Source organism: Halomarina halobia, assembly GCF_029338575.1.
Lineage (GTDB): Archaea > Halobacteriota > Halobacteria > Halobacteriales > Haloarculaceae > Halomarina > Halomarina halobia.
The window spans coordinates 160722-184341 of record NZ_CP119992.1 but is presented as its reverse complement, the minus strand read 5'-3'; the positions used below and the strand labels follow the sequence as shown (position 1 = coordinate 184341).

The 23620-nt window shown below is 70.6% G+C and carries 24 protein-coding genes and 1 pseudogene; 14 read left to right on the top strand and 11 right to left on the bottom strand.

What is annotated here, in order from left to right:
* Window positions 1-254 precede the first annotated feature (254 nt).
* From P1K31_RS00905 to P1K31_RS00895, 3 genes are all read right to left on the bottom strand, one after another.
* Window positions 255-431, bottom strand: a complete 177-nt coding sequence (locus tag P1K31_RS00905) for a sulfite exporter TauE/SafE family protein (RefSeq protein ID WP_276304397.1) — start codon at window positions 429-431, stop codon at window positions 255-257.
* A gap of 267 nt (window positions 432-698) precedes the next feature.
* A complete protein-coding gene (locus tag P1K31_RS00900) occupies window positions 699-2162 on the bottom strand; it encodes an MDR family MFS transporter (protein WP_276304396.1) in 1464 nt (487 codons plus the stop codon).
* Between the two features lie 196 nt (window positions 2163-2358).
* Window positions 2359-3519, bottom strand: a complete 1161-nt coding sequence (locus P1K31_RS00895; protein WP_276304395.1) for an endonuclease/exonuclease/phosphatase family protein — start codon at window positions 3517-3519, stop codon at window positions 2359-2361.
* Between the two features lie 171 nt (window positions 3520-3690).
* Here P1K31_RS00895 and P1K31_RS00890 point away from each other — a divergent pair, with 171 nt between their 5' ends.
* The 3 genes from P1K31_RS00890 to P1K31_RS00880 all read left to right on the top strand — a co-directional run bounded on the left by P1K31_RS00890 (window position 3691) and on the right by P1K31_RS00880 (window position 6878).
* Window positions 3691-4239, top strand: coding sequence for an HD domain-containing protein (locus tag P1K31_RS00890; protein WP_276304394.1), 549 nt, complete (start codon window positions 3691-3693; stop codon window positions 4237-4239).
* A gap of 53 nt (window positions 4240-4292) precedes the next feature.
* Window positions 4293-5000, top strand: coding sequence for an SDR family oxidoreductase (locus P1K31_RS00885; RefSeq protein ID WP_276304393.1), 708 nt, complete (start codon window positions 4293-4295; stop codon window positions 4998-5000).
* A 138-nt stretch (window positions 5001-5138) separates the two neighbouring features.
* Entirely contained in the window at window positions 5139-6878 is a 1740-nt protein-coding gene (locus tag P1K31_RS00880) for an outer membrane protein assembly factor BamB family protein (protein ID WP_276304392.1), read from the top strand.
* A gap of 27 nt (window positions 6879-6905) precedes the next feature.
* Here the strand turns inward: P1K31_RS00880 and carA are convergent, their stop codons facing one another.
* Window positions 6906-7967 carry a glutamine-hydrolyzing carbamoyl-phosphate synthase small subunit gene (gene carA, locus P1K31_RS00875; RefSeq protein WP_276304391.1) on the bottom strand — a complete coding sequence of 354 codons (1062 nt, stop codon included), beginning with the start codon at window positions 7965-7967 and terminating at the stop codon, window positions 6906-6908.
* A 104-nt stretch (window positions 7968-8071) separates the two neighbouring features.
* On the opposite strand from carA, the gene P1K31_RS00870 reads away from it, so the two are divergent.
* On the top strand, window positions 8072-8485 hold the full coding sequence (locus P1K31_RS00870) for an Lrp/AsnC family transcriptional regulator (protein WP_276304390.1): 414 nt from the start codon (window positions 8072-8074) through the stop codon (window positions 8483-8485).
* A 79-nt stretch (window positions 8486-8564) separates the two neighbouring features.
* Window positions 8565-9533, top strand: a complete 969-nt coding sequence (locus tag P1K31_RS00865; RefSeq protein WP_276304389.1) for a diacylglycerol/lipid kinase family protein — start codon at window positions 8565-8567, stop codon at window positions 9531-9533.
* A 36-nt stretch (window positions 9534-9569) separates the two neighbouring features.
* Here the strand turns inward: P1K31_RS00865 and P1K31_RS00860 are convergent, their stop codons facing one another.
* Window positions 9570-10289: a CehA/McbA family metallohydrolase gene (locus P1K31_RS00860; RefSeq protein WP_276304388.1), complete on the bottom strand. Its 720-nt coding sequence runs from the start codon at window positions 10287-10289 to the stop codon at window positions 9570-9572.
* Between the two features lie 53 nt (window positions 10290-10342).
* Here P1K31_RS00860 and P1K31_RS00855 point away from each other — a divergent pair, with 53 nt between their 5' ends.
* The 3 genes from P1K31_RS00855 to P1K31_RS00845 all read left to right on the top strand — a co-directional run bounded on the left by P1K31_RS00855 (window position 10343) and on the right by P1K31_RS00845 (window position 12711).
* Window positions 10343-11284 (top strand): diacylglycerol/lipid kinase family protein, encoded by a 942-nt coding sequence (locus P1K31_RS00855; RefSeq protein WP_276304387.1) that lies wholly within the window; start codon window positions 10343-10345, stop codon window positions 11282-11284.
* Window positions 11285-11335: 51 nt separating this feature from the next.
* On the top strand, window positions 11336-11914 hold the full coding sequence (locus tag P1K31_RS00850; protein ID WP_276304386.1) for an NUDIX hydrolase: 579 nt from the start codon (window positions 11336-11338) through the stop codon (window positions 11912-11914).
* Window positions 11915-12012: 98 nt separating this feature from the next.
* The gene (locus P1K31_RS00845; protein WP_276304385.1) at window positions 12013-12711 is read left to right on the top strand and encodes an SDR family NAD(P)-dependent oxidoreductase; all 699 of its coding nucleotides are present in this window, start codon (window positions 12013-12015) and stop codon (window positions 12709-12711) included.
* Between the two features lie 196 nt (window positions 12712-12907).
* Here P1K31_RS00845 and P1K31_RS00840 read toward each other — a convergent pair whose 3' ends face one another.
* Complete coding sequence (locus tag P1K31_RS00840) at window positions 12908-13312, bottom strand: methylated-DNA--[protein]-cysteine S-methyltransferase (RefSeq protein ID WP_276304384.1); 405 nt, start codon at window positions 13310-13312, stop codon at window positions 12908-12910.
* Between the two features lie 612 nt (window positions 13313-13924).
* Here P1K31_RS00840 and P1K31_RS21835 point away from each other — a divergent pair.
* Window positions 13925-14160: pseudogene (locus tag P1K31_RS21835) on the top strand (ArsR family transcriptional regulator); the annotation flags it as partial.
* A gap of 360 nt (window positions 14161-14520) precedes the next feature.
* Window positions 14521-15903, top strand: a complete 1383-nt coding sequence (locus P1K31_RS00835) for an NAD-dependent succinate-semialdehyde dehydrogenase (protein WP_276304383.1) — start codon at window positions 14521-14523, stop codon at window positions 15901-15903.
* 61 nt (window positions 15904-15964) lie between these two features.
* Here the strand turns inward: P1K31_RS00835 and P1K31_RS00830 are convergent, their stop codons facing one another.
* Window positions 15965-16477, bottom strand: a complete 513-nt coding sequence (locus P1K31_RS00830; protein ID WP_276304382.1) for a DUF6789 family protein — start codon at window positions 16475-16477, stop codon at window positions 15965-15967.
* A 141-nt stretch (window positions 16478-16618) separates the two neighbouring features.
* Between P1K31_RS00830 and coxB the strand changes: the two genes are divergently transcribed.
* The 4 genes from coxB to P1K31_RS00810 are packed head-to-tail and all read left to right on the top strand — an operon-like array spanning window position 16619 to window position 20465.
* Window positions 16619-17395, top strand: a complete 777-nt coding sequence (coxB, locus tag P1K31_RS00825; RefSeq protein WP_368410817.1) for a cytochrome c oxidase subunit II — start codon at window positions 16619-16621, stop codon at window positions 17393-17395.
* The gene (locus P1K31_RS00820; protein ID WP_276304380.1) at window positions 17392-19965 is read left to right on the top strand and encodes a cbb3-type cytochrome c oxidase subunit I; all 2574 of its coding nucleotides are present in this window, start codon (window positions 17392-17394) and stop codon (window positions 19963-19965) included. Before coxB ends, P1K31_RS00820 begins: the two co-directional genes overlap by 4 nt.
* Before the next feature lie 16 nt (window positions 19966-19981).
* Entirely contained in the window at window positions 19982-20239 is a 258-nt protein-coding gene (locus tag P1K31_RS00815) for a cytochrome C oxidase subunit IV family protein (protein WP_276304379.1), read from the top strand.
* 1 nt (window position 20240) lies between these two features.
* Window positions 20241-20465, top strand: coding sequence for a hypothetical protein (locus P1K31_RS00810; RefSeq protein WP_276304378.1), 225 nt, complete (start codon window positions 20241-20243; stop codon window positions 20463-20465).
* Window positions 20466-20525: 60 nt separating this feature from the next.
* On the opposite strand, the gene P1K31_RS00805 is transcribed toward P1K31_RS00810, so the two are convergent.
* The 4 genes from P1K31_RS00805 to P1K31_RS00790 are packed head-to-tail and all read right to left on the bottom strand — an operon-like array spanning window position 20526 to window position 23460.
* Window positions 20526-20804, bottom strand: coding sequence for a DUF7410 domain-containing protein (locus P1K31_RS00805; RefSeq protein WP_276304377.1), 279 nt, complete (start codon window positions 20802-20804; stop codon window positions 20526-20528).
* Complete coding sequence (locus P1K31_RS00800) at window positions 20801-22282, bottom strand: hypothetical protein (RefSeq protein ID WP_276304376.1); 1482 nt, start codon at window positions 22280-22282, stop codon at window positions 20801-20803. The genes P1K31_RS00805 and P1K31_RS00800 overlap by 4 nt, the downstream gene beginning before the upstream one ends.
* Window positions 22282-22968 carry a DUF7546 family protein gene (locus P1K31_RS00795; protein ID WP_276304375.1) on the bottom strand — a complete coding sequence of 229 codons (687 nt, stop codon included), beginning with the start codon at window positions 22966-22968 and terminating at the stop codon, window positions 22282-22284. The genes P1K31_RS00800 and P1K31_RS00795 overlap by 1 nt, the downstream gene beginning before the upstream one ends.
* Before the next feature lie 48 nt (window positions 22969-23016).
* Window positions 23017-23460, bottom strand: a complete 444-nt coding sequence (locus P1K31_RS00790; protein ID WP_276304374.1) for a hypothetical protein — start codon at window positions 23458-23460, stop codon at window positions 23017-23019.
* Window positions 23461-23620: the final 160 nt, after the last annotated feature.

Genomic DNA, 23620 nt, shown 5'->3' with positions numbered 1-23620 from the left:
GACGGTTCGCGCCCGCCCCCGGAGGACGGTGCGACGGCGGGTCGGATCGATCTCGGGACCGTTCATCCCACGAGGTCGTTGACGTTCATGGCGATGAAGAACAGGATCACGACCTCGCTCACGAGCCACGAGTTCGCGTTCATCCAGTCGCGAGCCCTCGGGAGGACCTCCTCCCCCCGCTCCCCGAACGCGAGCGCGCGAGCGACGGGAGCCAGGAACAGCAGCGTGAGCGCGACGAACCCGAGAGAGTGGGTTCACGGCTCGCCGTGGGCCGCGAGGTAGGAACCGACGGCGATCGAGGTCAGGAGATCGCTGGGGAACAGTCCGAGCAGCAGGAAGCCGAGCGCGAACGAGAGCCTCGGCGTCGCCGTCTCAAGCCTGCCCATCCACCGCGGCGGCTTCGACTGCGTCCGCCTCAGGTAGACGTACACCGCGGCGACGCGGCGGAGCGCGAGCGCCGGACGACCCCCTCCCGCACCGATCCTCTTTCCTCGACCGTACCTGCTCGAAGATACGACATTCAGCAACTAAATATAGTTTTCGTTGGCCGTTCTTCCGATTTTTCGCCGAGGGACCGATACACTCAACTGGCCGCGTCCGAACGCACCCAGTGGAAGCGTGCGGGGTGCCGGTTCGTCCATGCTACGCGAACGCCCCCGCCTCGCTTCCGCGATCTACGCGCCGCTCGTTTCGCGGGTTCAGTCGTCGTCCCCGAGCGCGGCCGCCGTCCCCCCGGGCAGTCGCGGCAGGTAGACGACCAGCCCCGCGGCGGCGAGACAGACGACGACCGAGACGGCGAAGACGGCCGTCAGTCCCTCCGTCATCGCCGCCGCGAGGCCGTCTGGCGGGCTGTCGGAGGCGAGCAGGGCCCGCTGGAGGTCGCCGATGCTCGACACGCCGGGGAGCGACGCGAACCGCTCGCGGAGGACGACGTTGAGCGCGACCCCGAGGACGGCGACGCCGATCGTCCCGCCGAGGTTGCGAAAGAACTGCTGGGAGGAGGTCGCAAGTCCCATGCGCTCGGTTCCGAGGTGGTTCTGGATGGCCGTCAGCAGCGGCGGCGTGAGCGCCCCCATGCCGACCCCCATCACGAACACGTTCGCGACGATGATCGAGAGCGGCGTCACGACGGTCCACAGCGTCGCCGCGCCGAAGCCGAGCGTCAGGAGCGCCGTCCCGGTCGCGATGAGCGCGCGCTCGCCGAACCGGTTGACGAGGCGACCGGAGACGAAGCTCGTCCCGGACCACCCGATGGAGATCGGGAAGACGGCGAGCGCGGCCGCCCCGGCCCCGCCGCGCAGCGCCTGTACGAACAGCGGCACGTAGGTGATCGCCCCGAAGACGACGAAGCTGGAGAGGAAGCCGACGGCGTTGGTCACCACGAACACGCGGTCGTCGAACAGCGAGAGCGGGAGGATGGGCACGCGCGCCGACCGCTCGACGCGGACGAACGCGACCAGGGCGGCGACGCCGCCGACCGCCAGCGCGCCCGCCGCCGTCCCCGCCGTCTCGAACAACTGGAGCGCGAGGAGGAGCGCGCCGACGCCGACCGAGAGCGCGAGCGCGCCCGCGTAATCGACGTGCGGGTCCGCCGCGCCGGTCGTCTCCTCCAGTGACCGGGCGATGAGCGCCACCGCGCCGATCCCGACCGGAACGCTGAGGTAGAACACCCAGCGCCAGCCGAGCGTCGTCACGATGAGGTAGCCGAGCAGCGGGCCGATCACGCTCGAGATCCCCCAGACCGCGCTCCCGTAGCCGATGGCCCTGCCGCGCTGTTCGGGCGGGTAGATGACCCCGAGGATGGTGTAGGGGATGGCGAACATCGCGCCCGCGCCGACGCCCTGCACCGCGCGGAAGGCGATGAGCTGGGGCATGGTCCGGGAGAGCCCCGCGAGCGCGCTCCCGAGGACGAAGGCGGCGACGCCGACGTAGAACAGCCGCTTCCGGCCGTAAATGTCGGACAGCCGCCCGAACAGCGGCATCGAGATGGCGGCGAACAGCATGTACGCCGCGAAGACCCACGAGTAGAGGCGCAGGCCGCCCAGGTCGGCGACGACGGTGGGCATCACGGTGCTCACGACGGTACCGTCGATGCCCGCGAGGAAGATGCCCAGCATGACGCCGAGCGTCACGAGGCGGCGATCCGACGTCGGAGCGTCCATGTCGGGGCGACGGCCGCCGCGAGTAAAACTCCGACCGACGCTCCCCGCCGACCGTCGCGTCCCGGCGGGTGGTCGTCGGACGGATCACGCGGGCACATAGGGAGTATCGTAGCCGGCCGGAGACACGGCGAGTCTCGACCGGGTACGGTGTTCGAGCCTCTCGGAGAGACTCGATGGACGCCCGCGATACTCCCGATCAGCGCCCGGGGGCGAGGTCAGCCCAGACGAGGCGGTGGTCCGACGCCGCCTCCGCGGCGGCACCGAGTCCGCGACGCGACGACGACCTCGCCGGCCAGACCACGCCCGCCCCTCGGCGGTCGAGGTCGGGCGAGGGGAGAGCGTAGTCGATGGTGACGTTCGAGTCGAACGTCGCGCGCGGGTTCCCCCGGCGCGCGCCGCCGGGGCTCGTCGGCAGGGGTCGCGCGTCGAAGTCGGGGTTGTCGAGGAGGAACTCCGTGGCGGCGTCGAAGTTGTCCGCCTGACCGGGGTAGGCGTTCATGTCGCCCAGGAGCGCGTAGGAGGCGTCCGGATCGAGCCCGCCTCGGACGCCGTCGTCGTCGTAGAGGTAGTCCGCCCCGGCGACGTAGTCCGCGAACAGGCGCACCTCGTCGTGACAGCGCCGGCCGTTGAAGTTCTCCGGGCCGTCGAACCCCGACGGCGTGGGGTGCGCGAGCAGCGCGTGGACGGTGCGGTCGCCCACCTCGACGGGCACGTCGACGTGCGTCTTCGAGGACAGCCGGAACCGCTCCGCCTCCTCCTCGGTCAGGTAGACGTCGTAGTCGTCGTCCCGGACGATCAGGTTCCCGGGCATGTCCGCCCAGACGAACGTCCGGAACGACCGGACGGCCGCCTCGTCGAGCGGGTACCGGCTGAGGAGCGCGAGCGCGTACTGGCCGGGGTACTCGCCGTAGCCGAAGGCGTCGTTGCCGTAGGTCCGGTCGCCGGGCGTGTCGTCGACGACCCCGTCGTCGTCGAGGTCCATGCCGCTGTGGACGCCCGTGTTGCTCCTCGGGACGTAGACGTGCTCGTAGTCGATCCCCCGGAGGAAGTCCCGCTGCGGGACCGAGAGGTAGTTCTCGACGAACGCGCGGGCGTTCGTGCGGTCGGTGCGGACGCCCTCCTGTCGGTTGTTGACGACCTCGTTGAGCGCCAGCACGTCCGGCCGGGCCTCCTGGACGACCCGCGCGGCCGCCTCCGCCTGCGGGTCGCCCGGCGTCTGGACCTGCCCGGTCGTGAGGTCCCTGATGTTGTACGTGGCGAATCGAACGGGATCGGGCGCCGCGCTCGCCGTCCCCGCGAGCGCGAGCGACGCGCCGGTCGCGGCCAGAAATCCCCGTCGCGTGAATCGGATAGACATCCGGTCGAGAGTTTCACTCGATCGTCTTAAGAGTTAGCTCAGAGACAGTAGTGTGGGAAAGTAGGTCGATGGAGGACGGTCGGGTGACGGTTGGAGGACGAGCCGGCGTCGGACCCGGGGCGCTCCACGGGATTCCGAAGCCGCTTCGGTCCGGCGGTGCGAGGCGGTGGTATGAGCGACCCGGACATCGACCGCGCGTTTCCCAAACTCGCCGCCATCCGAGACGACGACCTGCGATCGGGCGTCCGCGAGGCGTGGACGACCGCGATCGCGGACAACGAGATCGACGACCTCGACGCGGTCCCGTGGTTCCCGCCCGCCCAGCGGCGGCTCGACCTCCCCGACGCGACGCTCGTCGAGCACGTCCGCGACGTGACCGCCGCCGCCGTCGCGCTGGCGGAGGCGCTGGTCGAACGCGGATACGATCCCGCGATCGACGCGGTGCTCGCGGGGGCGCTGGTCCACGACGTGTCGAAGCTGTACGAGTTCGACGGCATGGAGGAGACCGCCGTCGGTCGGCTGCTCGGCCACCCCCATTACGGCGCGGCGGTGGTCGACCGCGCCGGTCTGCCGGTCGAGGTGGCGCACGTCGTCCTCTCGCACACGCGACGGACGGCGGTCGAACCGGCGACGCTGGAGGCCGAGATCGTCCGACGGGCCGACGAGGTGGCGGCGAGCGCGCTCCGCCTCCGCGCGGTTGACGACCTCCGCGACGCGTAGCCGCGCGCGAAAGGACGAAGGAGCCGGGACACCTCCGCCGACGTATGACCGAGATGACAGTACTGGTCGCCGGGGCGAGCGGCCGAACCGGCCGCGACGTGCTCGACGCGCTCCTCGACGCGGGGATCCGCGTCCGGGCGCTCACCAGTTCGCCGGAGACGGTCGAGACCCTCGAGTTACAGGGCGCGGACGAGGTCGTCGTCGGCGACCTCCTCGCCATCTCGACCGCCCGCGAGGCGGTCGAGGGCGCGGACGCCGTGATCTGCGCGGTCGGCTCGACGCCGGGGGCGAACCTCCTCCGCGGCCCGCTCGTCGACCGCGAGGGGGTCGTCAACCTCGTCGACGCCGCCGCCGACGAGGGCGTCGATCGGTTCGTGCTCGTCTCCGCTATCGGGGTCGGCGACTCGAAGGAGGGCATGCCCGGACCGTTCCGCGCGCTGCTCGACCTCTTCGGCATCCTCGACGCGAAGGAGGCGAGCGAGGAGCACCTCCGCCGGTCGGGCCTCGACTACACGATCGTCCGCCCCGGCGGCCTGACGAACGACCCCGCCGCCGGCGACGTGCTCGTGGGGGAGGGCGGGGACACCGTCTCGGGGTCGATCCCGCGCGCGGACGTGGCGCGCCTGCTCGTGGCGGCGCTGTTCACCCCCGAGAGCGAGAACCGCACGTTCGAGGTGGTGAGCCGGGAGGGTCGCCGCGGGAGCGTGACAGGCGTCGTGGACGTCGACTGGCGGCACCCCGAACCGGTCGTCAGGCGGTAGCACAGCAGCGCCCGGCGTCGATCGCAGCGCGGGGGTCGGCGAGCGCCGACGAGGCGGTGGCCGGGGAACCGACCGAACTGAATCGGAGAATGTCACTAGATAGATAACGTTTTCCGCTCCTCGGACCGAGGCGCGAGCGTGCACCGAGTTACCAGACGATCCGTGCTCGAGGCGGGGGCAGCGGCGGGGGTGAGCGCGCTCGCCGGCTGTCAGCGCGGCCCCTCGATCGCGGTCGAGCGGGTCGAGGTGAACCCGAGGCGACTCTACGCCGGCGAGTCGGTCCGCGTCGAGGCGGTCGTCGTCAACGACGGGGAGGAGGACGGGACGGCCACCGTCGCGTTCGCCGTCGACGGAGCGGTCGTCTCCTCGACGACCGTGCGCGTTCCGGCCGGCGAGCGCGTCACCGCGTCCGTCTCGCGCACGTTCGAGGCGGCCGGGACGTACGCCCTCTCGGTCGACGGCGTCGACGCCGGAACCATCCGCGTCGAGCCGGCGATCGTCGTCCGCGACGCGCGATCCGACGCTCGAACGTGCCCGGCGGGGAGCGCGGTCGCGCTCGCCGTTACGGTCGAGAACCGGGCGACGGTGCGACGAACGGCGACGCTGACCGCGACGGTCGACGGGCGCGACCGCCGGAGCGTCGCGGTCGACCTGGCCGGGGGCGAGCGGCGGACGGAGACCCTGCGACAGGACCTCGGACGTCCCGGCGAGCGGACCGTCGCGGTCGCGGGCGTGCCGGTCGCCACCGTAACCGTCACCGACGCGTGGCGGCAGTTCGGCTACGACGCCGCCAACACCGGCCGCGACGACCGGACGATGGGGCCGACGGAGGCGGTCGAGCAGGCGTGGACCTACACGGGGCGCGCGTCGCGCGCCTCGCCGGTCGTCGCGGACGGCACCGTCTACGTGGGCTTCGGAAACGTGTACGTCGAGTCCGACCGCGGCGGGATGGTCGCGCTCGACGCCGCGACCGGCGCGCCCCGGTGGCGGGTCGAGACGGACGGACGCGTCGTCGAGGCTGCCGCCGTGGCCGACGGCGCAGTCGTCTTCGGGACCGTGGCGGGAAACATCCGCGACGGCGATACGAGCGGTGAGGTCGTCGCGGTCGAAGCGGACACGGGAGAAGAGCGCTGGCGCGTCGACGCGGGCGGCGCGGTGTTCGGGTCACCCGCCGTCGACGCCGGCGTCGCCTACGTGGGGACGGCCGGGGGCGGCCTCCTCGCGCTCGACGTGCGCGACGGGAGCGAGGTCTGGCGACGGGAGGCCGACGACCCCGTCATCGCGTCTGTCGCCGTCGACGGGAGCGCGGTGTACGTCGGGGGTCGAGGGGCGCGCCTGAGGGCGCTGTCGCGGGAGGACGGCTCCGAGCGATGGGCGTTCGAGACCGCCGGTCCCGTGTTCGGTGCCCCCTCGGTCGCAGACGGAGTGGTCTACGCCACCGGGAGTTCTCAGGACCCCGAGACGTACGCGGTGAGCGGGGCACTCGTCGCGCTCGACGCCGAGACGGGCGAGCGGCGCTGGCGGGCGGCGACGAACGAGTGGACGGGAACGGGCGCGTCGGTCGGCGAGGAGACGCTGATCGCGGGCGTCGGCCTGTCGGTACGCGGGTACGACCGCGAGACGGGCGTGGAGCGGTGGACCGTCGAAGCCAGCGAGTACGGGACCGCCGTCGCCTCCAGGCCCGCCGTCGTCGACGGGACGGCGTACGTCGGCACCAGCGGCGTCAACGGCGGATCGATCTACGCCCTGTCGGTCGCGGACGGGAGCGTGCGCTGGACGCATCCGGGCGACTCGGCGCTCTCCTCTCCGGCGGTCCTCGACGGAGCCGTCTACGTCGGTACCGGGTTCTCGTCGCTTCGGGCGCTACGGGAGCGGTAAGTGATGCGCGAACGCAGGAGAGAGGGGTCAGTCCGCCGCGACCTGCGTCCGTGAACCCGTCATCGCCAGCACGTCGTCGAAGAAGCTGAGGGTGTCGTGCGGGCCGGGGTTGGCCTCGGGGTGGTACTGGCGCGTGATGACGCGCAGATCGTCGCTCTCCAGGCCCTCGGGGGTGTCGTCGTTGACGTTCACCTGCGTCACGTCGAGCGGGCCGGGGTCCGCGACGGTGTAGCCGTGGTTCTGCGTCGTCATCACCACTCGCCCGGTGCGCAGGTCGCGCACGGGCTGGTTGACGCCGCGGTGGCCGAAGGCCATCTTCTCCGTCTCCCCGCCGAGCGCGCCCGCGATGACCTGCTGGCCCAGGCAGATGCCCGCCATCGGGATCTCGCCGGCGAGTTCCCGGACGAGGTCCTGCGTCGCTTCGAAGTTCTCCGGGTCGCCGGGGCCGTTCGAGATGAACAGCACGTCCGGGGCGAACGCCTCGATCTCCGCGGGCGTCGCGTCGTAGGGCAGGCGGTGGACCGTCGCGCCGCGCTCGACGAGCGAGGAGACGATCGAGCCCTTCGCGCCGCAGTCGATCAGGGCGACGTCCGGGCCGGAGCCGTCGGGGTTGTACGTCGCCGGCTCGCGGACCGAGACCTGCTCGCCGATGTCGACGTGCTCGCTCATTCCCTTGCACTGCGCGAGCTGGTCGAGCGCGTCCTCCGGGGTGACGTCCTCGCCCGCGACGATGCCGCACTTCATCGCCCCCTCCTCGCGGATGCGGGTGACGAGGTCGCGCGTGTCGAGGCGGTCCACGGCCGGGACGCCCTCGCGTTCGAGCCACGCCGCGACGTCGTCGGTCAGTTCGTGCGCGACGACGGCGCGGGGGTGGACGCCGTCGGACTCGAATCGCTCGGATCGGACGCCGTAGTTACCGATCAGGGGGTAGGAGAACGTGAGGACCTGCTCCTCGTAGGAGGGATCGGTGAGGCTCTCCTCGTAACCCGTGTAGGCGGTCGTGAACACCAGTTCTCCACGCGTCTGACCGGGAGCGCGAGCGCGCGCTTCGACCACGCGCCCGCCCTCCAGTGCCACGTAGGCGTCCATCGTTACGAAGAACATAGGAATCGACCCCTATAACCGTTGTGTTCGAAGCTGAATTACGAAATTCGTAATCGTCAAGTGCAAGAGGGGTGTATCGACGCCCCTCGATGGACAACCTCGACCGGGACATCCTCGACATCCTCCGACGCGACGCGCGGACGCCCTACACGGAGATCGCCGCCGAGGTGGGGACGAGCGAGGGCACGGTCAGGAACCGCGTCGATCGCCTCGTCACGGACGGCGTCATCGAGCGGTTCACCGTCGCCACGCGCACCGGGAACGTGAAGGCGATGATCGAGATCGGCGTCGACGTGAGCGTCGACACGAGCGAGATATCCGAACGGATGGCCGAGTGGCAGGACGTCGACTTCGTCTGGCAGGTCTCCGGGGAGGAGGACCTCGTGCTCATCGTCGACGCGGCCGACACCCGGGGCATCAACGACCTCATCACCCGCGCGCGAGAACAGGACGAGGTCGTGAGCACGAAGACGCGCCTGATCCTCGACGAGCAACTCGGGTAGCCGCACCCGGCTTCGCCGACCCCGAACCGCCTCACGCCGAGACAGCGTTATGCCCTCGAACGGCCAATGCTCCCGTAGCATGGGTCGGGCGTCGGGGGTGGGCGGGCGTCGGTTCGACGAGGGGGACCGCGTCCTCGTCCTCAATCCGGAGAGCGGCGGCGGGCGCGACACCGACGACGTTCGGGCGCTGGCCGCGGGTCGCGGCTTCGCCGTCCGCGAGGCCGAGGGCGCGGCGGTGGTCGACGCCGCGCGGGCGGCCGCCGAGGACGGAGCGTCCCTGGTGGTCGCCTGCGGGGGCGACGGGACGGCGAGCGGCGTCGTGAACGGCATCGCCGCCGCCGACGCGTTCGACGAGGTCGCCTTCGCCGTCGTCCCCGGCGGGACCGGGAACAACTTCGCGGGGAACGTCGGGATCGAGGGCGTCGAACACGCGTTCGAGGTGATCGAGGCGGGCGAGGAGCGCCGGATCGACCTCGGGCGCGCGACCTTCACCGACGCGGACGGGACGGCCGACGAGCGGTTGTTCCTCAACTCCTGCGTCGCGGGGCTGACCGCCGACGCGAGCGAACGCACCTCGGCGGACCTGAAGCGGCGCTACGGGCCGTTCGCGTACGTCGCCACCACGCTCGGCGCGGTGCCGACCTACGAGTCGCTCCCCCTGAAGGTCGAGGGACCGGGCGACGGCGACCCGTGGCGCGGCGACGCGCTCTGCGTCTTCATCGGGAACGCCCGGGGGTTCCCGCGTGGCGGGAGCGTCCGGCTGACGCAGGCGAACGTCGAGGACGGCCTCCTCGAGGTGGCGCTCGTGAGCGACGCGTCGGCGCTCGAACTCGCCGGCGAGGAGCTGCTCCGACGGCTGTTCCGGGGGGAGACGGCCAACATCGAGCTGCGGTCGCTCCCGTCGGTGACCGTGACGACGGAGGGCGAACCGATCCGCTTCAGCCTCGACGGGGAGATGGTCGGCGCGGAGCGCCTCGACGTCGGGGCGCTCCCCCGGACGCTGCGGGTCCGCGTCGGGGAGCGCTACGTGCCGGACCCGTCGGGGTGAGGCGGCCGGTGCCGACGCGTCCCGCGCGACCGTCGGTCAGTCGTCGTCCTCGCCGGGGGGTCGTCCGACGCCGGGGGTGGGAGCCTCGTCGAGCCACGTCGGCGTCTGGAGGTGGCGCTTCTGCTCGTGGATTCGGTGGTAGAACCGCCGGACGAGGCGGTCCGTTGGGTGGTTGTCGACGCGCGGTTCGACCCGCCCCGCGCGGATGGCCGCGACGACGCTCTCGGGAGTGAGCTCCTCGGCGTCCACGCGCGTGTACGCGCGGCCGACCTCGAAGGGGTAGTGAGCGTCGCTGCCGCCGACCAGCGGGAGGCCGTGATCGTCCGCGAGCTGTCGCACCCAGCTCTCGGTCCGCGGGTGCTTGCCGTTGACCTCGATGGCGTCGAACGGCGCGTCCACCTCCCGGACGGTGCTGTTGCGGTAGGGGTGGGCGATGATCGCCACGCAGCCGTGCTCGTGCGCGAGGGCGACCGTCTCCATCGGCGTGAGGCGCTCCGGGTGGGTGAACCGCGGCGGGTCCGGACCGACGACGAGGACGTGCCCGCGCGTCGTCGTCACCTCGATGCCGGGGACGCGGACGGCCGACCCGGTGGAGAGCGGTTCGTAGTAGTCGTGGTTGGTGAGCGCGACGCCGTTGATCCCGCGCAGCCGAGCGGCGGCTCCGAGCAGCCGCGCTCCGACGGGGTCGAAGGGGGTGGGGCGGGCCGCGAACCCGTGGAAGAACCGGGAGTGCGTGTGGAGATCCAGCGCGAACACGCCCGCCGCTACGAGCGCGTACCTCTTTGTGGTTCCGCCGAGAACGCCGCGACATGTCACGCGCCGGGCGGAACGCGGACGGGACAGACGAGCGCGTGCTCGTCCTCAACCCCGTCAGCGGGGACGGCGAGCACGCGCCGCGGGTTCGAGAGCTGGCCGCGGCCCACGGTTTCGCCGTCCGCGAGACCGAACGGCCGGGCGACGGCATCGAGCTGGCGCGGGAGGCCGCCGAGGACGGGGCGGACCTCGTCGCCGCCTGCGGGGGCGACGGGACGCTGAACGAGGTCGTCCGGGGGCTGTGGAACGCCGACGCGCTCCCCGACACCGCGTTCGCCGTCGTCCCCGGCGGGACCGGGAACAACTTCGCGGGGAACGTCGGGATCGAGGGCGTCGAACACGCGTTCGAGGTGATCGAGGCGGGACGGTGGCGGACCATCGACCTCGGTCTCGTCGCCGTCGACGGCGGGGACCCGATCCCCTTCCTCAACTCCTGCGTCGGGGGCTTCACGGCGGAGGCGAGCGCGAGCACCTCCTCGGACCAGAAGGAGCGCTACGGCGTCCTCGCGTACGTGTTCAACACGCTCCGGGAGGTCGCGTCGTTCGAGGGGATCACGCTCGACGTCACCCCGATCGGGGGCGGCGAGGGGTGGCGCGGCGACGCCGCGTGCGTCCTCATCGGGAACGGACGGCGGTTCCCCGGCGGCGGGAGCGAGCAGGCGAACGTCGAGGACGGCCGGCTGGACGTGACGATCGTCGAGGGGGACCCGACCGTCGATCTCGCGGGCGAGGCGGCCGTCCACCGGTTGCTGGGCCGGGAGACGGGGAACATCACGCGGCTCCAGACGGCCGAACTCGACGTGGCCGTCCGCGAGGACGACCCCGTCACGTTCAGCCTCGACGGCGAACTCGCCTCCGCGCGCCACCTGCACGTCGAGTCCCGGGCGAGGACGCTCCGCCTGCCGGTCGGCGACGCGTACGAGCCCGCCCCCGACTGACCCGGTCGCGCAACCCGAAGGGTCCTTAAGACGCCTCTCCGAGGGGCAGGTATGAGCTCGGACGACGCAAGCGCGGGGGGTTCCCCCGGTTACGACCACGAGAACGCCCGGCAGGACGTGATCGCCGTCGACGCCGACGACAACGAACAGGGGCTCGTGAACCGCCTCGACGCCCACACGGGCGACGGGATCCGCCACCGGGCGTTCACCGCCCTCGTGTTCGACGGCGACGGGCGCATCCTGCTCGCCCAGCGGGCCGCCGACAAGCGCCTCTGGGACACCTACTGGGACGGCACCGTCGCCTCCCACCCCGAGCGGGGCCAGAGCCAGGAGGACGCGACTCGACAGCGACTCGAGGAGGAACTCGGGATCACGCCCGACCAGTACGACGACCTCCGCGTGACGGACAAGTTCGAGTACAAGCGCTACTACCTCAACGAGGGCGTCGAGCACGAGGTCTGTGCGGTGCTGAAGCTCACGCTCGACGAGGTCTCGATCGACCCCGACCCCGGGGAGGTCGGCGGGTTGCTCTGGGCGGACTACCGACACCTCTACGAACACCCCAGGCTCTACCGCCAACTTCGCCTCTGTCCGTGGTTCGAGATCGCGATGCGCCGCGACCTCGAGTGACGCGACGCGGGAACGAGCCCCCCGGCGACACTCTCGATACCGTGAAGTAACGTCTCGAGTGAGGTAACCTCAAACGCGTAGCAGTCATATAGAAAGACATGACGCCGGAGTTGTACGATCGCCTCGACGGACAGGTGGCGCTGGTCACGGGGGCGACGCGCGGTATCGGGAAGGCGGTCGCGGCGGCGCTCGCCGATCTCGGGGCGACCGTCTACGCGGGCGCACGAAGCGCCCGCGACGTGGACGACCCGGACGTGATACCGGTGCGCCTCGACGTGACCAACGAGACCACCGTCGAGAAGGCCGTAGATCGGATCGACCGCACCGAGGGACGCCTCGACGTCCTCGTGAACAACGCGGGGATCGAGGGGCCGAAGCCCCCGCTCCACCGCGTCGGCACCGACAGCGTCGACGCCACGCTCGATACGAATCTCAGGGGACCGATACTCGTGACGAAGGCCGCCCTCCCCCTCCTGCTCGAACGGGAGGGCGGCCGCGTCGTCAACGTCTCCTCGGGGATGGGCGCGCTCGGCGAGGGTATGAGCGGCGGGTACGGTCCGTACCGCATCTCGAAGGCCGGACTGAACGCCCTCACCGTCTACCTCCACGGCGAGTACGGCGGCGACGGCCTCATCGCCAACTCGGTCTGTCCGGGCTGGGTGCGAACCGACCTCGGCGGCCCGAACGCCACTCGCAGCGTCGAGGAGGGGGCGGACACCATCGTCTGGCTCGCACGCTTCGAGCCGGGCGGCGAGTCGGGTCGGTTCTGGCGTGACCGGGAGGTGATCGAGTGGTGAGGGCGTACCGCGAGCGAGTGTAACGAGCGAGCGGCTTTGTCGTGCAGGGGTTTGGCGGGGTTCGACGAGACGCGAGCGAAGCGAGCGGCGAGGAGGACCCCGCGAAAGCGGTGCGCGTGGTGGTTCTGGCGTGACCGGGAGGTGATCGAGTGGTGAGGGCGTACCGCGAGCGAGCCAGCGCCGGGCGGACGTACCGCTACACGAGCGTCCGCTGACCCGCTTCGAGGTGGAGCAGGCGGCGCTTCAACAGCGCGCTCCGCGCCCCGCCCGCCGAGAACCCGCCGAGCGAATCCGCACCGACGACCCGGTGACACGGCACGACGATCGGGACCGGGTTCCGCCCGCAGGCCGCCCCGACCTCGACCGGGGCCGCGCCGAGTTCCTCGGCCAGTTCGCCGTACGTGCGCGTCTCGCCGTACGGGATACGTACCATCGCCGCCATCACGTCGCCCGTGAGGTCGGCTGGGAGGGCGACCGGAACGTCGACCGACCGGCGCTCGCCCCGTTCGTACTCCAGAACCTGTTCGCGGATCGTCGTCGCCGGGGCGTCAAGGATCGTCCCGTCGATCTCGACCACCATCCCGAATATCTCCACGTTCATGCGTACTCGCGCTCGCTACCGTCCGGAGGGGAGGGAGCGCGATATAGTCCCGCCGCGCGCCGAAAGTGATCGTCGGCCCGGCGAACGGTCGATGCCGCGGAACGGTACGCCCGCTCGCCTCGGAATCCGCTCCGGTAGACCTCGCGCGGGAGAGCGACCTCGAACCCCGGAGTTTCCGAACGCCGGAGTCGAGCCGTCACCCCTACACACTCACTCCCGGACCGTCCTCCGGTCGCGGTCGGCCAGCACCGTCCAGCGCTCGAGCGCGCCGGTGTGCACGCCCCGACCGCCGCGACACCGGCCAGATATCTCTGCCGACGATCAGCCACGACCGTCGACCGTCGGCCGAATACGCGCTCTCGGGAGCACCGCCTGTCCCCATCCCCGGTCCGCCCGGACCTACCTCGGGCACGACGGGACGCTCACGTTCCACCCGTGCGAGCGGTGCGAGGCGGTCGTCCTCGTCGACGCCCGCTCCGGGTAGGAGTCGGCGGCCCTGTGAGCGATCAGATCGTGGTCATCTGGGGGCACCACTCACTACGACCTGCTCGTTCCTCCATCTCTCGGCTGGACAGTGCCAACCTCAGGGGAGTTCATCAACGACGGCTCGTAATCCGTCGGCATGTAACGGAACTGATGGATGTCGGCGTCGTCCGAGAGCGTGAATTCGAGCCCGGGGAGCGCCTCCGGGACTACCCCTACACGTTCTACGAACTCACCGCGAGGCGCGTGCCCTGTTCGACCGGATCGGACTGTTCCCGGGGGCGGCGTGGCAACGCCAGTACCAGGCCGTCGAAGAAACGGCGTGCATCCGCGATATCGAGACGATGCCGCGCCCCGACGCGTAGCCGACTCCCGAAAAAGCGGAAGCGACCACTTCTACGCCTCCAGGCAGAGCAAGCCTCGGTAACCATCGAGAAAGTACCGGGATCAGACCTCCCAACCCGAGCGAAGCCGAACAGCAAGGGGAGATCGAGTGGCACCTCCGGAATCTACCGATCGAAGAGTCTAGTCAGGGTTGTGAATGAGGCCGACGATAGTGTGAAAAGCTGTCCTTCGCGGGTCGCTTCTTCGAACAGTTGTGGAACGTAGAGGCGTTCGATATATCGAATAGCGGTGTATCCCGACCGCCGGGGCGCGCCCGCGAGAACCGACCTGTCGATCCGCGGGAGCCAACCACTATCACGTCGGCGCGAGTGGAGTGACCCATGAACCGCGTGAATCCGGCCACCGGGGAGGAACTGGAGCCGATAGAGGAGCACACCGCGGAGGAGGTGGACGAGGCGGTCACACGGTCCGCCGAGGCGTACGCGGAGTGGAGCGGGCGGCCGATGGAAGAGCGCCAGAAGCTCCTGAGCGGGGCCGCGGACGTGCTCCGGGAGAACGTAGACGAGTACGCGGAGATCATGACCCGCGAGATGGGCAAACCCATCGCGGGCGCGCGCTCGGAGGTCGAGAAGTGCGCGTGGGCCTGCGACCACTACGCCGAGCGGGCGGGCGAGTACCTCGCCGACGAGCGCATCGGGACGGAGCCCCACGCGGAGGCGTTCGTCTCCTACGAGCCGCTGGGACCCGTCCTGGCGATCATGCCGTGGAACTTCCCCTTCTGGCAGGTGTTCCGCTTCGCCGCGCCGACGCTCACGGCGGGGAACACGGGGCTGCTCAAACACGCCTCGAACGTCCCCGAGTGCGCGCTGGCGATCGAGGACGTGTTCCGGGAGGCGGGCTACCCGGAGGGCGTGTTCCAGAGCCTCCTCGTCGGGTCGGACCTCGTGAACGACGTCATCGAGGACGACCGCGTCGCGGCGGTGACGCTCACCGGGAGCGAGCGAGCCGGTCGCGCCGTCGGGAAGGCAGCCGGCGAGCAACTGAAGCCCTCGGTGCTCGAACTCGGTGGGAGCGACCCGTTCGTCGTCCTCGATGACGCCGACGTCGAGGTCGCGGCGGCGGTCGGCGCGCGGACGCGGACGCTCAACTCCGGGCAGTCCTGCATCGCCGCGAAGCGCTTCATCGTCGTCGACGAGGTGTACGAGGCGTTCCTCGAGGCCTTCGTCCGCGAGATGGAGGCGCTGACGGTCGGCGACCCGATGGACGAGGACGCCGACGTCGGGCCGCAGGCGCGCGAGGACCTGATGGAGGACCTCCACGAGCAGGTGCAGGCGACGCTCTCCGAGGGGGCGACCCTCCAGACCGGCGGCGAGCCCCTGGACCGGGAGGGCTTCTTCTACCCGCCGACGGTCGTCACCGACGTGCCCCGCGACGCGACGATGAGCTGCGAGGAGGTGTTCGGCCCGGCCGCGGCGGTCTACGGCGTCGGGGGCGAGGCGGAGGCGATCGACCTGGCCAACGACTCGCACTACGGCCTCGGTGGATCCGTCTGGACGGAGGACCTCCACCGCGGGAAGCGCGTCGCGCGCGAGATCGAGTCCGGCTGCGTCTTCGTCAACGAACTCACGAAGTCCGACCCGCGCCTCCCCTTCGGCGGCGTCAAGGACTCCGGATACGGCAGGGAGCTCTCGGAGAAGGGGATCAGGGCGTTCGTCAACGCCAAGACCGTGTGGGTGCAGTCCGCGGCGGACCAGGACGTCTAGTCGAGGGGGTCCGGAGGTCCGCGACCGCCCTCCCGGCGGAGGCCGATCGACGATCGGCGGCTCAGACGAGCGAGTCGGGGCGGTTCGCGAGGTACTCGAACACCGCGCCCAGGCTGAACCCGTAGACGAGGTGCGCGATCAGCGTGAAGCCGAGGTACAGGACGAGCGCCAGTCCCTGGAAACCGGTGTAGAAGCCCATCGCGAACCCGGTCCACAGCGCAGCACCGAAGAACAGCCCGCTGACCGGTGGGCGCTCCCCGGGGAGGTACTCCATCAGCGCCGCGAACAGCAGCGGGAACGGCACCATCCCGTTGGCGAGGAAGATGAGGTACCCCACCGTCACCGGCGAGGCGACGTCGGTGAGACCGATCGGCAGGGTGAGCGAGGCGAACGACTCGAAGGAGAACGCGCCCATCGACGCGGCGATGAACAGGACGCCCGTCATCAGGGCCGTCCCGACCAGCCCCCCGGCGGCACCGATGACGCCGTCTGCGACGATGCCGAACAGTCGGTCGTACTTCTCCACCTGTTCCGCGGGCGTCAGATCGTCGAACTCCGAGGGTGCTCCAACCATACCCTCACGTACCACCGATTTAGTGTTAAATGTTACCACGACACCTGCCACCGCGAACGGGGGCGTGTAGTGGTCGGCGGTAACATACCCCACATACATAAATAGAATGGACGTTAATGAGAGTCACGAGAGAGGAGATCGATGTACGGGGAAGCGATATACGCGATCGCGCAGGTGAGCGACCTCGTTCCGAGGGGGTCTCGGGTAGTGATCTTTCGGGAGATCTACTGGGTGTTCCTCGTTCTGGGGACGCTGGTCGGGGTGGTCGTCGTCGGCTACATGCTGTACAACGCCTACCGCTACCGGGAATACGACGGCCGGGAGGAGGCGGCGGATCGCCCTCGGCTCGGCGAACTGCCCACGGGCGGGGGGAAGGGGCGGAAGCTGTTTCTCTCGTTCGCCATCAGCGCGGTCATCGTCGTCTCCCTCATCGTCTGGACGTACGGTACCCTCCTCTTCATCGAACAGCCCTCGACCGCGGCCGCGTCGGAGGGGGAGGAGACGCTCGAAATCCAGGTCGTCGGTCGGCAGTTCATCTGGCAGTTCGTCTACCCGAACGGCCACACGACGACGGGTGAGCTCCGGGTTCCCGCGGACACCCGCGTGACCCTCACGGTGACCTCCGACGACGTGTTCCACAACTTCGGCATCCCCGAGTTGCGGGCGAAGGCCGACGCCATCCCCGGCCAGACGACGGAGACGTGGTTCGTCGCCGAGCGTCCCGGCGAGTACACGGCCCACTGCTACGAGCTCTGTGGTACCGGCCACTCGGAGATGAAGGCGACGGTGATCGTCATGGAACCGGACGACTACGAGCGGTGGTACGCGAACGCGAGCGGGAACGCCACGAACGGCACCGGCGGGGGGAACGCGACGAGACCGAACGGGAGTAACGCCACCGGAGGGAGCAACGCATGAGCGACGAAACCGGACCGGACGAGCGGCGCGCTGACGGAGACGACCACGAGCGGGAAGCGGCGACCGTCGGAAGCGACGGCGGTCACGCGAGCGAGAGCGGCAGCGAGGGTGAATTCTCCCTTCCAGTGGGGGACAGGGCGGAGGCACCCCACGAGCACGGCCTCCCGTCGAAGTCGTCGGTCAAGCGCTGGCTCGTCACGACGAATCACAAGGACGTGGGCGTCCTCTATATCGTGACGTCGCTGTTCTTCCTCGTCTTCGGCGGCGTCCTCGCGCTGCTCATCCGCCTGCAGTTGCTCGAGTCCGGCGGGACGATCATGACCGGGGACGCGTACAACCAGACCGTCTCGGCCCACGGCCTGCTGATGGTGTTCTGGTTCCTCTCGCCGTTCGCCTTCGGCTTCGCGAACTACGTCGTCCCGCTCCAGATCGGCGCGAAGGACCTCGCGTTCCCGCGCCTCAACGCGCTGTCGTACTGGCTCTACCTCTTCTCGGGGGTCCTGTTCGGCATCTCGTTCTTCCAGGGCGGAACGTTCAGCGGTGGCTGGACGATGTACGCGCCGCTGAACGTCCCCATCTACATGCCGGACGTCGGCGCGACGACGACCATCCTCGCGCTGGTCCTGTTCGTCGCCTCGGTGACGGTGGGGTCGGTGAACTTCATCACGACGATCCACCGCATGCGGGCGGAGGGGCTCACCCTCCGCCGCATGCCGCTCTTCACGTGGACGATCCTGCTCACGGTGTGGATGATGCTGTTCGCGTTCGCCGCGCTGCTCGCGGCGCTGCTCATCCTCTCGTCCGACCGCATCCTCGGGACGACGTACTTCGCCGCCACCGACGCCGCCGGGTCGCTCCTCTGGGCGCACCTGTTCTGGTTCTTCGGCCACCCCGAGGTGTACATCGTCTTCTTCCCGGCGCTGGGGGCGATGGCCGAGATCTTCCAGACGTTCACGGGTCGCCGCATCGTCGGCCGGAAGTGGTTCATCGCGGCGATGGTGCTCGTGGCGCTCCAGTCGTTCGTCGTCTGGATGCACCACATGTTCCTGACCAGCATCAACCTGCAGATCAAGACGCTGTTCATGGCGACCACCATCGGCATCTCGCTGCCGTTCGACCTGATGGTGTTCGCGCTCATCTACACGATGATCAAGGGGCGGATACGGTTCCGGACGCCGTTCCTGTTCGCGTTCGGCGCGCTCGTGCTGTTCATCCTCGGCGGCATCACGGGCGTGTTCCTCGGGGCGGTGGTGCTCGACTACGAGTTCCGCGGCACCTACTGGGTGGTCGCGCACTTCCACTACGTGATGGTCGGCGGCGTGACGGGGCTGATCGGCGGGCTCTACTACTGGTACCCGAAGATCACCGGGAAGATGTACGACGAGTTCCTCGGGAAGGTCCAGTTCGGGATGTACTTCGTCGGCTTCAACCTGCTCTACTTCCCGATGTTCCTCGCGTGGGAGACCCCCCGCCGGGTGTTCGACTACCCCGTCGCGTTCACCCCGTGGCACCAGCTGGCGACCGCTGGAGCGTTCCTCCTCGGCGCGTCCTTTCTCGTCATGTTCTACAACCTCTACGCGAGCCTCGCGAGCGGCGAGGACGCGGACGCCTGCCCGTGGACGTACGGGACCACCGCGGAGTGGGCGGTCCCCTCGCCGCCGCCGCTCGACAACTATCCCGGTCTGCCGAGCTACAGCGGCGGCTCGCTGCACTTCCTCGACGGTGACCGGGGTCGCCTCGCCGCGGCCGCGGCCGACGGGAGCGGCGAGACCGAGACGGACGGGGGGGTTACGACGACCGCCGACGGTCACGCCCACGAGGAGAGTCACGCCAGTATCTGGCCGTTCGCCGTCGCGCTCGGCGCGTTCGTGGCCCTGCTCGGCCTCTCCGGCGTCCGCGGCGGCGACCCGGCGTACGTCGGGCTGACGGTCGTCGGGGGCGTGCTCCTGACCTACGCGTTCGTCGGGCTCGCCCGCGAGCGGTTCCACGGTCCGTCGGGGCCGTTCGGCGAGTCGTGGCCGTTCGCGGGCGTCGAGAACACGAAGCTCGGGATGTGGGTGTTCCTCGCGAGCGACGTGGTGCTGTTCGGCGCGTTCGTCGGCTCCTACGTCTTCATCCGGGTTGCGTTCGGCTGGCAGTCGTGGCACGTCGTGCCCCACGACCCCGTGCCGGGGCTCATCAACACGTACATCCTGCTGACGAGTTCGTTCGCCGTCGTGCTGGCGCTCGTCGCGGCGGAGAAGAACAGCCGGGGCGGGCTGGTCGCGAGCCTCGCCGTGACGTTCCTCCTCGGCGTCGGCTTCCTGATCAACAAGGGCATCGAGTGGTACGCGCTCTACCAGGAGGGCCAGTGGCTCTCGACGAGCGTCGAGACCTCCACGTTCTTCCTGACGACGGGCCTGCACGGCGCGCACGTCGTCGCGGGGCTGCTCATCGTACTGTACATGATCGCGCGGGCGTGGCGGGGGGCGTACCTCGACGACGGGCGTCCGGTGGAGTACTTCGGGCTCTACTGGCACTTCGTCGACATCGTCTGGCTGTTCCTCTTCCCGCTGTTCTACATCCTGTGATAACACGACCACAACCATGAACACGAAACTGTACACGGCGATCTACGTCGTCCTCTTCGTCGCGGCGACGGCACAGGTGTTGATCGAGTTCGCGGGCCTCGCCTACTGGACGGCGTTCTGGGTCATCATGGCGCTGTCGGCGGTGAAGGCCCTGTTCGTCGCGGCGTACTACCAGCACCTCCGGTACGAACCGCGGTCTATCACGTACGTGATGCTGACCGGCCTCCTGGCCGCGCTCGCGCTCACGCTCGCCGCGGCGTACTCCATCACCTGACATGACCGACGCGCTCTACTGGACGGTCGCCGCCGGCGTCGTGGCCGGCCTCGCGGTACTCCTGTACGCCGAAGCCGCCCACCTCGGGGACGCGTTCGTGGTCGGCGGCGGCGTCGTGGTGCTCGTGAGCGTCGGCGTCCTCGCCGCCGCGATCGCGTGGACCGCGGGCGAGAGCGAGAGCCAGAGCGGGAGCGAGCGCCGTCGCGAACCGCCGAGTACCGAGTGACGTCGCGCGCCGGGAGCGGGCGTCCGCTCCCGCGATCCGCGCAAATCTGCGCTTAGACGGTCACGCGAGCACGAACGCGTAGGTGTACGCGAGGCCGAACACGACGAGGACGATGGCCGCGATCACCTTCAGGTGGTAGACGAACAGGTCGTCGGCCTCGTCGTCTGCGGCCGCCGCCGCGGCCGCGCGCTCCTCGTCGGTGCACTCGCGGGCGTGGCGCTCGCCGACGTGGAGCGCTCGCAGGCGCTCGTCGGGGAACGGGCGGTCGCAGTACGGACAGCGGGCGGGCGACGCGCCGTCGGGCACGTCGGTCGGTATCGGGGAGGTAGTCGGGGTCATAGGTACGGCGGTGGCGCGTACGGCTGCATGAGCAGCCACATGCTCGTCGTCGTGTAGACGGCCATGAGGACGACGTAGGGGTACTGGCTCCGGACCGGCTGGAGGCGGCCGGTGAACGTCTCGAACGCGGTCGCGTGGGCGACCCACACCGCAACGAGGTGCCCGACGACGACGGACGCCAGTTGCACCCCGCCGAACCACCCCGGCAGGGTCAGCACGACGAGGTCCGTCGGCGGCGCGAGCGGATCGGTCAACACGGCCGCCAGAGTCGGCGACAGCGCGAGGAAGTAGCCGAGGAAGTGCGCGAGGTGGTACCCCGCGGCGATGGGCAGCAGCGCGAGGACGAACCGCCGCTCGATCTCGCGGGTCGCGACGTAGGTGCCCGCCGACCGACGGGCCAGCCGCGAGGCCGTCCGGTACGCCCCGAGGAAGAGCGCGAACCCGCAGACGAGCGCCGCGAGGTAGGCGGCGAGCGGCGGGACGCCGAGAGCGACGACCGGCCGGGCGAGCGCGGCCCACGCGGCCGTCGAGACGAACCCGTCGAACGTCGTCGCCCAGACGAGCGCGACGACGAACGCGACCTCGTCGAACCCGTCGACGAGCGGCCGGCGAATTCCCCTAATGGCCGCGTCCGCGCCCGCGCCGTCGGCGCGCACCGAGCGATCCCGCCCGGTCGGCTGATCCGCGGGGACGGCGACGCCGGTGCCGTCGCCGGTCAGGGCCGCGCCCGGCGCGCGGAGCGCGACCGCGCCCGGGAGCCGCTGGACCGGCGCGATCGCGCCGTAGTAGCGGAAGACGCGCGCGACGGGATCGACCGTCGCGAACCACGTCTCGCGGCCGAAGACGACCGCCCCCGCGAGCGTGAGGGCGGTGTAGCCGACGACGACCGCCGCGAGCAGGCGGGGGGCGTCGGCCACCGGGCTCACCACCTCCAGCCACACCAGCGCGAGGAGCGCGGCGACGCTCGGCCACGCCCCCAGTCGCTCGGGGTACGGCCGGTCGAGCGACGGGAGGCGCTCGGCGAGCGTCCCCCACGGGTTCAGCGCGGGCCACGTGTTCCCCACGAGGTAGACGCTCATCGCGTACCCGGCCCACCAGCCGACCCACACGAGGAGGACGGCGAGGTTGGCGACGGCCGCGGGCGGGCCGAACAGCCCGACGAGGACGACCGCCGCGAGGCCGACGACCCCGACGACCGCGAGCGCACGACCGCCCGCCGTGAGGAGCGCGCCGGCGGGGAGCGTCGGGCCGCGCTCGTGGGCCGCGCGGATGAGGTCGCGGTCGGTGACGAAGCTGGTGAACAGGAACGACGCGACGACCACGCCGCCGCCGGTGAGCGCGAAGAGCCACGACGGGACCGAGACGGGCTCGGCGCTCCCGAGCGACCCGGCGTGGGCCAGCGCAGTGCCGGCGAGGAGGGAGCCGGCCAGGAGGACCGTCGAGCCGATCGCGGTCGCGCGGCGACCGCGCGGCGGCATCACGATCCACCCCACCCCCGCCGCGGCACCCAGTAGAGCAGGGCGACCGCGAGCACGAACGCGGCCGTCGAGAGGTCGAGCGAGATCGCCGTCGCGGCCGTCGTCAGTCCCGAGGAGGTGCCGAGCGCGGTCGCGGCGATCGACGCGACGATCGGGAAGCTACAGCCGATACAGGAGAGCAGTCCGACGGCGCCCGGGAGCGCCGCGGCGCTCGCGTCGAGCGCCCGCGCGTAGACGAGGTAGGCGAGCACGAGGTAGGCGAGCACCTGGTAGGGCACGAATGCGACGTGGAAGGCGTGGCCCGCGTACGCGATACGCGGCCCCCAGCCCGGCGCGGAGGGGACGAACTGCCAGCCGTGGACGTGGGCGTGCGCGTGGCCGTGACCGCCCGGGTACGCCCCGATCAGTCCGGCGAGCCAGGCGAGGACGAGGAAGTACGCGACGGCGACGAGGGCGGCCGCCCACCGGCGGTGCCGTCCGGCGGGACGCGGCGCGGTCCGAACGGCGGCCCAGAGGCCGACGTCGATCCAGACGAACGGGTAGAGGACGTACCGGAGCGTCGTCGGTCGCGCGTCGGTGACGCCGAAGTAGCCGACGAGCAACAGCGCCTCGGCGAGGACGAGCGGCGCGAGCCAGCGGAGGTCGGCGGGCAGTCGGTCGAACCGCCGGGTCGACGCGAGGCTCACCGTCGACCACCCGACCCCGACGCGGATCGACGAAGGACCGTCACGGCGCTACGCCAGGAGGAGGTTGATCGAGACGGCGAGGACGAACAGCGAGCCGACGACCCAGGCGCTGACGGCGACCGCCTCCGCGCTGGTGCGACCGCGAAACCGGATCGTCCGGTAGACGCCGAGCACGAGGAATCCACAGAGCACGAGGACGCCGAGGAGGGCGGCCGCCACCCCCGCCATCTGCCCCGTCGGCCCGCCCGCGAGAAAGAGCAGGGCCGCCGCGCCGACGCCGAGCGCGAGCAGGAGGAAGCCGAGGGTCCACGTCGTCTCCCTGCTCGCCGCCGCGGCTAGGAGGCCGTACCCGCGATCCAGTCGCCCGCCCGGTTCGTCCGCCGTCCCCGGGGTGTAGCGCCGCCAGTCGCGGAGGCGGAGCAGCGCGACGACGATAGCGACCAGCAGGAGCCCCGTCAGGAGCGCGCTCGCGATGTTGGTAACACCCACCATGGTACAGAAGGACGTAACACGGCGGGTGATTATAAAGTATCGTCCGCGACGGTCGGTCGGCAGTGTTCAGAGACGCGAGTCCGCGTCGCATCGGTCGAGCGGAACGGTTCGAAAGCCCCCCTTGTCTCGACTCGGGCGGCTCGCTGCGCTCGCGTGCTTA